Raw genomic sequence first — 11425 nt, forward strand, 5'->3', positions numbered from 1 at the left:
ATGCGGTATTAGCCATCGTTTCCAATGGTTATCCCCCACATCAAGGCAATTTCCTAGGCATTACTCACCCGTCCGCCGCTCGACGCCCATTAACGCACCCGAAGGATTGTTAGTGTCGTTTCCGCTCGACTTGCATGTGTTAGGCCTGCCGCCAGCGTTCAATCTGAGCCATGATCAAACTCTTCAATTTAAGATTTTGTCGGCTCAATGAATACTGACTTCAAAACTACAAAAAGTAATTCTAAAGCTATTATCTTTCCAACAGAAAGATAATGAATTGACTGTGCCAAATACCTTCTTTCTACAAGAGAAAGTAGTTATTCGTATTGGTCACTCAGTTCATTGAAACCAAATTTGATTCCGAGGAATCTGTTTTACTTCTCTTTAAAAAAGGGAAGATAAAACGTTTTGATATTCATCAACGAGTGCCCACACAGATTGATAGGTTTAAATTGTTAAAGAGCTTCTTTTCGTTGTGACTTACATCACTTCGGAAGAGGCGGCCATTCTAGCGATTTAATTCTCAGTGTCAAACACTTATTTGGAATTAATTCCTACTTTCTAAAAGTAGAAGCGAATCATCGCTTAAAGCTAGTTGCCTTACTAACATTTCTCGCTGAAGCCTTGTGGCGTCTGCCGTGTCAGTGAGGCGGCATTATAGAGATGCCGCTCATATTGGCAAGCAATAAATGCGTTTTTTATTAAAAAAAGAGGTTAAGCGAAGACATTTCAACCAAGGGCTTATTTATACTACTTTCACCCCAAGTTTCGAACAAATTACCCACAACGACCTGTGGATAACTACTCTCCACTATCAAAAAAGTAAGATAAACGAGCCCTAGGGTTTAGATACTCTCGAACTTGTTCAGGTAATTTGCTTGGATGAACGGCATTAACGATTTTGATCTCTTTAATAAAGAGGTCAATGATCGGAGCTTGGGTTCTTGGCACGCTAGGATCATAGATAAGTACATTTGGATAAAGCATATGTTTAGCGTTAACGGATATCACAATCCCAATCGAGTCATTTGAAAGCTGTACTACAGTTCCTGGTGGATAGACTCCCATGAACTTAACTAACAGCCCCAAGTTATCTTGGCTATATAGATGCTTGCAGCTCTTATATAGGTGGGACAGCGCCAAATACGGGATCATTTGTTGAGATTGCGTTTTACCATGGCAAAGGTTATCAAATGCATTAGCCACGGCGACTATCTTGGCAAATTCATCAATCTCATGTTCTTTTAAGCCCTCGGGGTAGCCAGAACCATCATTCATCTCATGATGTTGAGCGATCACCTTTTTAGCACTTTCAGGAAAGTCATCAATTGCCGATACAATATCCGCACCGTATTTAGTATGAAGCTTCAGGTAGTTCTCTTCTGGCACCGTTAGTGCACTCTGCTTTCTTAGTATCGCGACTGGTATTTTGATCTTGCCTACATCGTGAAACAACGCTGCGAATGAGAGGTCTTTCAATTGCTGTGTGTTATAGCCTTTGGCCTTTCCTATCATCAGTGCAACAACCGAAACATTTAGAGTATGAAAGTAAATATCTTCGAAATCTGCTTTAGCATTCATAAGGTGCAAGGTGACGTTATCATCGCTCACTAGAGTTTCAACGATATCATCAACAAGAGCCTTAACCTCCCCTACCGCATCTAAAGGTCTGTTACGGATCTTGGTCATCACAGATCGCATTCGAGCAAGCGAACGTTCAAACTCTCTCTCACAATGACTCACCCTGCGGCGGTAAGAGCTAAGGGTTTCGATACGCTCATGCTTATCTTTCCACATTCTTTCCGTTTCAAGGCTTACCTGTGAATCAATATCGACTTCTTGTTCACCTACGTGATTAACAGGTAAAGGTGAGGTATCACTTTGACTCAGGTTTATATAGACGTGCTTAATCCCAAGATGTCGAATTACTTTTACTTGAGCGTCATCTTTGATTTTAAAGCTGTTGAATAAAAATGGGTGTTCATTCCATTTTACGGGGAGTCGTATATGCAGACCGGGCTGAATGCGATCTACGGTAATCTTTATGCTGCCCATTTTTATATATAATATTGATGATTAATCTCTATTTATAATTCTAATAAAACCAAGCAGCAATTTCACTATCCAATTTCACAGGCTCAACTTAAAGAGTCGCAGTGCACCATCCAGCGTATACCGAATTTATCTTCTACTTTGCCAAATCGAGCCCCCCAAAAAGTATCTGCGAGTGGAGTCATTATCCGCCCTCCCTTCTTGAGCTTTTCAAAGATTTGTTCTTGAGTCGCGGTATCTTCAGTCACAAGAGAGAGAGCGAGGTTGTTGCCTTCAAGTTCTTTTGCCTTAACACCATCAGACATCATCAGCTTCATACCAAACGCTTCGAACTCAGCATGCATAACCCAATCAGGTTGAGCGCCCTCGATTACCTGTGGTGCATCACTAAAAAGCTGCTTAGATAAAACCACACCACCAAAGCACTTGTGATAAAAATCCAACGCTTCATTACAACGACCATCAAAAAACAAGTAAGGGGTTACTGTCAGCATATCTATCTCCTCTGTTAGTCCTTTAAACATAGACAATAGAAAAGAGAATGACAGGTAACATCATGATTTAAGATAATTAATTCATTATCAGATCGAATAGCGAAGGGAAATTATGAGATTTATGAGTGAAACATCAAGATCTGTCTGATTGAAGAGCAACTGCAACGACACGCCGGATTTCAAATTCACATACGTCCAAAACATAGAAAGGTCGCTATAAAAGCGACCTTTCTATGTTTGGTACCGATAGGCGGACTGATTGGACAGGCATTCTTGCCGCCACCGTGAAGGCAATGCTTCCTATACCCCACAACAAAGCCCCGATTTTCATCTAGGCTTTGTCATTTAAATATGGTGCCGGTAGGTGACTTGACTGGGCTTGCATCCAAGCCGACACGCTGGATTTAAAATTCACAAACGCCCAAAGCGACCTTTCTATGTTTGGTACCGGTAGGCGGACTGATTGGACAGGCATTCCTGCCGCCACCGCGAAGGCAACGCTTCCTATATCCCAGATACAACAAAGCCCCGACTTTCGTCGAGGCTTTGTCATTTAAATATGGTACCGGTAGGCGGACTTGAACCGCCACGCCCGAAGGCAACGGATTTTGAATCCGTCGTGTATACCAATTTCACCATACCGGCATTATCTTGGGGCATTGCCCTTTCGATGTTTGGCATTATACGTATGCGAACTGATGTGGCAAGTATAAAAACTTGAATTCATGTGTGTTTGCCGATAATTTCGCCACTAAGTCATAAGCTGTGCGTCATGTCTCTTTTCAGGCTAAGCCTTAAACTATATTCTGACGCCTCAATTTTTAAAGAAGTAATAACACATGACATCAACAAACACTCTGCCACCAGCAGGAGTCATGCGCCGATTTGGTGCCTTGTTCTACGACGCTCTGATCGTAATCGCTATTGAAATGTTGGCGGCTGGCGTCATTGTCGCTCTACTGCACGCGCTCATGGCTCTCGGCATTTTTAACCACAGCGGTTATGCCGATGTTAGTGACTTCTTAACCAACCATCCGATTTGGAGCCCTGCATATACCTTTTACTTAGTCGCCGTTTGGGTATATTTCTTCGTGTTCTTCTGGACTAGAGCTGGTCAAACTCTCGGCATGAGAGCTTGGAAGCTGCGCGTTCAAAACAAAGATGGCTCAGCGCTCACAGTAACTCAGGCGCTGATTCGTTTAGGTACTTCAGGTTTTGGACTGGCAAACCTATGTGTTCCATTCGATCCTGAAAAACGTGGCTTTCACGATATCTGGGCAAAGACCGAAGTCGTTGTGTTACCACAAGCACGATAATGTGATTTAAGTTAGCTCCAATCAAGATCAAAAAAGGAAGGCGTTATGCCTTCCTTTTTACTATTTACAGTTTCCGCCTCAAGAGCATGATGGCAATTCCAAGGAACACCACGCTCGGGGCTATTGCGCCAAAGGCGGGTGGTATTTGATAAACCAAACTCACTGGGCCAAAGAACTCACTGGATATATAGAAGGTAAAGCCAGCAATAACACCTGACAAAATCCTCGCACCCATGGTCACACTACGCAAAGGACCAAAGATAAACGACAGTGCCATCAACATCATAACCGCGATCGAAATTGGCTGGGTTATCTTTCTCCACAGCGCCAATTCATAGCGTGATGCATCTTGCTCTGACGCCTTCAGATAAGAAACATAATCATACAACCCACTTAACGATAGCTCTTCTGGTTTAACCGTTACTATCGCCAACTTATCTGGAGCTAATGACGTTTCCCAAGAGTAAGTCGGTAAACTTTCTTTAGTAATTTGAAGTTCGTTTTCAAAAGACGTGATCTCTACATCCTTCATCGTCCACACGTTGTCTCCAACGTAATCAACTTCGTCAGAATAAATAGCGGTTTTAAGTGCCTTGTTTTCATCAAAGCGCCACATGTTCATTCCATATAGCTTCTGGTCATCGATTTTGACAATGAAGATGAAGTCATTGGCATCACGAGCCCAGACACCACTTTGCGTCGAAATAATATTACCACCAGCAATCGAGATAGTTCTTAAATCACGAGCCATTTTCTGCGCTTGCGGTGCTCCCCATTGACCAAGCAATGTCACCACGATCATCAGTGGAATAGCTGTTTTAAGTACTGATAGGCCGATATCTAACTTAGAGAAACCAGCTGCCTGCATAACGACAAGCTCAGAACTTGCAGCAAGCATACCAAGCCCTATCAATGCGCCAAGCAATGCAGCCATTGGAAAGAACATTTCGATATCACGAGGGATACTCAATAAAACGAAATACAGCGCTTGTAATAGATCGTATGTACCACGGCCAACTTTTCTTAGCTGTTCTACATATTTGATGATCCCAGAGAGGCCAACAAACGTCACCAATACCAGTGACGTCGTTGCGATGATGGTTCTGCCTATATATAAATCGAGAATCTTAAACACGGCTTAAGCCAACCTCTTATTCTTGAATTTTTCTTTCAAACGCCTTACTGGCACGCTATCCATAAAGTTGGCACCAATCGCGACAAATAACAATAACGCATTGATTGGCCACATGCCGATTACCGCAGGAATGCTCCCCTCTTCGATTGAAGACTTGGTTGCACTGATTGCTAAGAAATAGGTGAGATAAATCAGTATTGCTGGGCCGATTTTCGCAAAACGACCTTGTCGAGGGTTTACCGCAGACAGTGGCACGACAAGCATGGTCAACAATGGAATACAAAGTACCAAAGAAATACGCCACTGCAACTCTGCTTTCGCACTATTATTTGAGTTACCAATCAGTTCAAGCGTAGGGATCGCTTCCCAGTCTCGACCTTTCTTCTCAACTTCACGCTGACCAATCAGGCCTTCGTATTCTTCAAAGTGCGTCACCCTGTAGTCGAGGCGAGTCGGAATGCCTTCATGACGAGTACCATCGTACATTACGATCACTTGGCGACCATCACTGAGCTCTTTTACATCACCTGACTTCGAGAACATCACACTTGGCAGTACAGAATCACGCGGACGCATTTGAGCTACGAACACGTTTTCTAACTTATTACCGTCGATATCATCAATAAACACGACAGAAGAGCCATCCGGCGTACCTTCAAACTTACCTTTTGGTAGCAAATCAACGCTGTTCTCTGCAGCTACTTCTTCATACATTTGTTCAACTTTGTCTTGTGACCAAGGAGATAACCAAAATGAGTTAAAGGCTGCAACAGATGCCGTAATTAAAGCGAGGTAAAGCGCAGATTGGATCAGGAATTTATTACCGATACCGGTGGCGTTCATGACCACTATTTCACTTTCAGCGTAAAGGCGGCCAAAAGTAAGCAAAATACCAATATAGATACTGAGTGGAAGCATCAATAGGCCCATCGCTGGCATATTTAAGCCAACAATCGACAATATAAGACTCGCAGGGATATCACCATCAGAGGCATCCGCTAAAACACTGATGAATTTTTGGCTGAGAAACACGAGAAAGAGAACAAAAAAGATCGCAAATTGGCTCTTGATTGTCTCGCGGATCAAATATCTAACAATAATCACGCTCAAATTACCTATACAAAACTTGTTTTTTTGATTGAATCACTATAATTTCCCGTTGAACCTTTTATTTTTTTAAATTTTTAGCTAAGTGTTAGCGTTCTTCTTTAAGGTTAGTTCCATTATAGGATCCAACAAGTAAGAACCCATTATCTAACATTTAGTTCGATTTGTCTTCAGGATGTAGGAGTACGCATGGAGTTCAGTGTAAAAAGTGGCAGCCCAGAGAAACAGCGCAGCGCATGTATCGTTGTCGGTGTATTCGAACCGCGCCGCCTTTCTCCAGTAGCCGAGCAATTAGATAAGATTAGCGATGGCTACATTAGTTCACTGCTTCGTCGCGGTGATCTAGAGGGTAAACCTGGCCAGATGCTACTACTGCATCAAGTACCTGGTGTACTTTCAGAACGTGTTCTACTGGTAGGCTGTGGTAAAGAACGTGAGCTAGGCGAGCGTCAATACAAAGAAATTATCCAAAAAACCATCAGTACACTAAACGAAACAGGTTCTATGGAAGCTGTATGTTTCCTTACAGAACTTCACGTTAAAGGTCGCGACACTTATTGGAAAGTTCGCCAAGCGGTAGAAGCGACTAAAGATGGTCTTTACACATTTGACCAATTCAAGAGCAACAAGCCAGAGACTCGTCGCCCACTACGTAAATTGGTATTCAATGTACCAACACGTCGCGAATTGAGCCTGGGTGAGAAAGCAATCTCTCACGGCCTTGCTATTGCTTCAGGTGTAAAAGCGTCTAAAGATCTAGGCAACATGCCACCAAACATCGCAAACCCTGCTTACCTTGCTTCTCAAGCTCGTCGTTTAGCCGACGATTACGAGACAGTGAAGACTAAGATCATTGGCGAAGAAGAGATGGAAAAACTGGGTATGACATCATACCTAGCAGTTGGCCGTGGCTCTAAAAATGAATCGATGATGTCTATCATGGAATACAAAGGCGCTCCGGATCCAGATGCGAAGCCGATTGTATTAGTAGGTAAAGGTCTGACTTTCGATTCAGGCGGTATCTCGCTTAAGCCTGGTGAAGGCATGGATGAGATGAAGTACGACATGTGTGGTGCGGCGTCTGTATTCGGTACAATGAAAGCACTGGCTAAGCTGAACCTGCCTATTAACGTGGTTGGTATCCTAGCCGGTTGTGAAAACATGCCGGGCAGCAATGCTTACCGTCCAGGTGATATCCTAACGACAATGTCAGGCCAAACGGTTGAAGTACTCAACACTGATGCTGAAGGTCGCTTGGTTCTATGTGATGCTCTAACTTACGTTGAGCGTTTTGAACCTGACTGTGTTGTCGATGTTGCTACGCTAACTGGCGCATGTGTTATCGCTCTAGGTCACCACATCAGTGGCGTTCTATCGAACCACAACCCACTTTCTCACGAACTTGTTAATGCTTCAGAGCAAGCAAGTGACCGTGCATGGCGTCTACCAATGGCAGACGAGTACCATGAGCAGCTAAACAGCCCATTCGCTGATATGGCGAACATCGGTGGCCGTCCTGGCGGCACAATCACTGCTGGTTGTTTCCTGTCTAAATTCACTAAGAAGTACCACTGGGCACACATCGACAGTGCTGGTACAGCTTGGAAGTCAGGCGCAGCGAAAGGCTCGACAGGTCGTCCTGTCTCAATGCTAGTCCAATTCTTATTGAACCGCAGCGGCCAAGAGACTGAAGAGCAATCTTCAAAATAATAAAAAGGGCCTACGGGCCCTTTTTTAATAAGCGCTATTTGTTAGACCCTGTTAACCAAGTAACATTGATATCCACGATTTTCAGTTCGAGTATTAAGTATGCAGACTGCTACATTTTACATTGTGCCTTCAGACAGCCCGCAAGCCAGCGAAGATGGTTTTGCTCACTATGTGCTGTTTCTTGCTCAGCACTTTGCAAAACAAGGCGCTAAACTTTATCTCAACTGTAATGACAAAGAGCATGCCGAGCGTATTGCTGAAGTTTTCTGGCAAGTCGAACCCTGTGATTTTATTGCGCACAACTTGGTTGGCGAAGGCCCGAAGTATTCAACCAACATCGAAATTGGCTATCAAGGCGTAAAACATAATTGGAATCGTCAGCTAGTAATTAATCTGGCCGATAATCATACAACCTTTGCGAACGCCTTTGCTCAGGTGATAGACTTCGTCCCTTGCGAAGAAAAAGCTAAGCAACTCGCTCGAGAAAGGTATAAAATTTACCGTCAAGCTAGATATCAGCTACAAACTATCGAGATTCAACATCCATAGTCAAACCTCATAGTTAAAGCTATCTTTGGATTTAGATTCAAGAAGCTTCACTTATGAAGTTTGACCACGATTAACCATTCACAGTATCCGTTTAAGAGCACTATGGAAAAGACATACAACCCAACATCAATCGAACAAGCTCTGTATAAGACTTGGGAAGAGAAAGGCTACTTTAAGCCACACGGTGACACATCAAAAGAAGCTTACAGCATCATGATCCCGCCACCGAACGTCACTGGCAGCCTACACATGGGTCACGCGTTCCAAGATACGATCATGGATACGCTTATCCGTGCTCAACGTATGAAAGGCAAAAACACGCTTTGGCAAGTGGGTACTGACCACGCTGGTATCGCAACTCAAATGGTTGTTGAGCGTAAGATTGCTGCCGAAGAAGGCAAAACAAAACACGACTACGGCCGTGAAGCTTTCATCGACAAGATCTGGGAATGGAAAGGCGAATCAGGTGGCACGATCACTCAACAACTTCGTCGTCTTGGTGCATCTGTAGATTGGGATCGTGAACGATTCACTATGGATGACGGCCTATCGGCTGCGACTCAAGAAGTGTTTGTTCGTCTATACGAAGAAGACCTAATCTACCGTGGTAAACGTCTAGTAAACTGGGATCCTAAACTGCACACTGCAATCTCGGATCTTGAAGTTGAAAACAAAGACAAAAAAGGTTTCATGTGGCACTTCCGCTACCCGCTAGCGAACGGTGTTAAAACGGCAGATGGTAAAGACTACATCGTTGTTGCGACTACTCGTCCTGAAACCATGCTTGGCGATACTGGTGTTGCTGTTAACCCAGAAGATCCTCGTTACAAAGATCTTATCGGCAAAGAAATCCTACTTCCTGTTGTAAACCGTCTTATCCCTATCGTAGGCGATGAGCACGCAGACATGGAAAAAGGCACGGGTTGTGTGAAGATCACTCCAGCTCATGACTTTAACGATTACGAAGTGGGTAAGCGCAACAACCTACCAATGATCAACATCCTAACGTTCAACGCTGATATCCGTGATGCTGCTGAAGTCTTCACAACGAACGGCGAAGAAAGCGATGTTTACTCAACGGACATCCCTGCTAAATACCAAGGCATGGAGCGTTTTGCTGCACGTAAAGCTATCGTTGCTGAATTCGATGAGCTTGGTCTTCTTGAAGAGATCAAAGATCACGACCTGACTGTCCCTTACGGCGACCGTGGTGGCGTGGTTATCGAACCAATGCTGACTGACCAATGGTACGTGCGCACAGCACCTCTTGCAGAACCTGCGGTTAAAGCGGTTGAAGATGGCCAAATCCAATTCGTACCTAAACAGTACGAAAACATGTATTTCGCGTGGATGCGTGACGTGCAAGACTGGTGTATCTCTCGTCAACTTTGGTGGGGCCACCGTATCCCAGCATGGTACGACAACGATGGTAAGGTTTACGTAGGTCGCACTGAAGAAGAAGTTCGTGAAAAGAACAACCTAGCGCCTGTTGTTGTGCTTAAGCAAGACGACGACGTACTGGATACTTGGTTCTCTTCTGCACTTTGGACGTTCGGCACACAAGGCTGGCCTGAAGATACTGAAGCACTGAAAACATTCCACCCATCTGAAGTACTAGTATCTGGTTTTGATATTATCTTCTTCTGGGTTGCTCGTATGATCATGATGACCATGCACTTCGTGAAAGACGAAGATGGCAAGGCTCAAGTACCTTTCAAAACTGTTTACATGACAGGTCTTATCCGTGATGAAAACGGCGATAAGATGTCTAAGTCGAAAGGTAACGTACTTGACCCAATCGACATGATTGACGGCATCGGCCTTGAAGAGCTAGTAGAGAAGCGTTGTGGCAACATGATGCAACCTAAACTGGCTGCTAAGATCGAAAAGAACACACGTAAAACATTCGAAAACGGTATCGAACCCTACGGTACTGACGCACTGCGTTTCACTCTTGCTGCTATGGCTTCAACTGGCCGTGACATCAACTGGGACATGAAGCGTCTTGAAGGTTACCGTAACTTCTGTAACAAGCTATGGAACGCAAGCCGTTACGTACTGATGAACACAGAAGAGCACGACTGTGGCATGTCACTGTCTGTAGAAGACCGTGCAAACATGGAATTCTCTCTAGCCGATAAGTGGATTGAGTCTCAGTTTGAAGTTGCAGCGAAAGAGTTTAATGCTCACCTAGACAACTACCGTCTAGACATGGCAGCAAACACGCTTTACGAATTCATCTGGAACCAATTCTGTGACTGGTACTTAGAGCTAACTAAACCTGTTCTTTGGAAAGGTACTGAAGCTCAACAACAAGCGACTCGTTACACGCTTATCACGGTTCTTGAGAAGACTCTGCGTCTTGCTCACCCTGTTCTTCCTTACATCACTGAATCTATCTGGCAGAGCGTTAAGCCGCTAGTAGACGGCGTTGAAGGCGAGACAATCATGACTCAAGCGCTTCCTCAGTTTAATGAAGCTAACTTCAATGCTGAGATCGTTGACGACATCGAATGGGTTAAGACTTTCATCACTGCTATCCGTAACCTACGTGCGGAATACGACATTGCACCAAGCCAAGGCTTAGAAGTAATGATCAAGGTTGCTGATGAGAAAGATGCCGCTCGTATCGAAGCGAACAAGATCGTTCTTACTTCTCTAGCTAAGCTAGACGATATTAAAGTTCTAGCTGATGGTGAAGAGACTCCTGCTTGTGCAACTAAACTGGTTGGCAAATCTGAGTTGATGATCCCAATGGCGGGTCTTATCGACAAAGATGCAGAGCTTGCTCGTCTAGATAAAGAAGTCGCTAAGACTCACGGCGAGATTAAACGTATCGAAGGTAAGCTAGGTAACGAAGGTTTCGTTGCTAAAGCACCAGAAGCAGTTATCGCGAAAGAGCGTGAAAAGCTTGAAGGCTACCAAGAGACTCTTGTGAAGCTTGAAGAGCAAAAAGCGACAATCGCTGCGCTTTAAAACCGAGTGAACGAGAAGGCTTCGAACTTCTCGCTCTAAATAGAAAGGTTGGTCTTGGTGACCAGCCTTTTTTTAGGTTCATCGCG

At 44.2% G+C, this 11425-nt stretch carries 8 protein-coding genes, 1 tRNA gene and 1 rRNA gene; 4 read left to right on the forward strand and 6 right to left on the reverse strand.

The genetic code is table 11. The annotated features are described in order from the left end of the window. From AB4482_RS20490 to AB4482_RS20505, 4 genes are all read right to left on the reverse strand, one after another. Positions 1–190 (reverse strand): 16S ribosomal RNA (locus AB4482_RS20490); the annotation flags it as partial. A 611-nt stretch (positions 191–801) separates the two neighbouring features. After that, a complete protein-coding gene (locus tag AB4482_RS20495) occupies positions 802–2055 on the reverse strand; it encodes an HD-GYP domain-containing protein (RefSeq protein WP_017063746.1) in 1254 nt (417 codons plus the stop codon). A gap of 83 nt (positions 2056–2138) precedes the next feature. Beyond that, positions 2139–2546: a VOC family protein gene (locus tag AB4482_RS20500; RefSeq protein WP_017055297.1), complete on the reverse strand. Its 408-nt coding sequence runs from the start codon at positions 2544–2546 to the stop codon at positions 2139–2141. Between the two features lie 560 nt (positions 2547–3106). Beyond that, positions 3107–3191 (reverse strand) — tRNA-Leu (locus AB4482_RS20505). A 194-nt stretch (positions 3192–3385) separates the two neighbouring features. Between AB4482_RS20505 and AB4482_RS20510 the strand changes: the two genes are divergently transcribed. After that, positions 3386–3862 carry an RDD family protein gene (locus AB4482_RS20510; RefSeq protein ID WP_102394274.1) on the forward strand — a complete coding sequence of 159 codons (477 nt, stop codon included), beginning with the start codon at positions 3386–3388 and terminating at the stop codon, positions 3860–3862. 64 nt (positions 3863–3926) lie between these two features. Here AB4482_RS20510 and lptG read toward each other — a convergent pair whose 3' ends face one another. Then, positions 3927–4997, reverse strand: a complete 1071-nt coding sequence (gene lptG / locus AB4482_RS20515; RefSeq protein ID WP_017058938.1) for an LPS export ABC transporter permease LptG — start codon at positions 4995–4997, stop codon at positions 3927–3929. 3 nt (positions 4998–5000) lie between these two features. Then, positions 5001–6101, reverse strand: a complete 1101-nt coding sequence (lptF, locus tag AB4482_RS20520; protein WP_017058937.1) for an LPS export ABC transporter permease LptF — start codon at positions 6099–6101, stop codon at positions 5001–5003. A gap of 192 nt (positions 6102–6293) precedes the next feature. Here lptF and pepA point away from each other — a divergent pair, with 192 nt between their 5' ends. The 3 genes from pepA to AB4482_RS20535 all read left to right on the forward strand — a co-directional run bounded on the left by pepA (position 6294) and on the right by AB4482_RS20535 (position 11339). Then, entirely contained in the window at positions 6294–7814 is a 1521-nt protein-coding gene (pepA, locus tag AB4482_RS20525) for a leucyl aminopeptidase (protein ID WP_017058936.1), read from the forward strand. A gap of 99 nt (positions 7815–7913) precedes the next feature. Then, the gene (locus AB4482_RS20530) at positions 7914–8363 is read left to right on the forward strand and encodes a DNA polymerase III subunit chi (protein WP_017066664.1); all 450 of its coding nucleotides are present in this window, start codon (positions 7914–7916) and stop codon (positions 8361–8363) included. 102 nt (positions 8364–8465) lie between these two features. After that, on the forward strand, positions 8466–11339 hold the full coding sequence (locus AB4482_RS20535; RefSeq protein ID WP_372128578.1) for a valine--tRNA ligase: 2874 nt from the start codon (positions 8466–8468) through the stop codon (positions 11337–11339). Positions 11340–11425: the final 86 nt, after the last annotated feature.

Origin of the sequence: Vibrio sp. 10N.222.55.C7 (assembly GCF_041473335.1) — a bacterium.
Classification (GTDB): Bacteria; Pseudomonadota; Gammaproteobacteria; order Enterobacterales; family Vibrionaceae; genus Vibrio; species Vibrio crassostreae_C.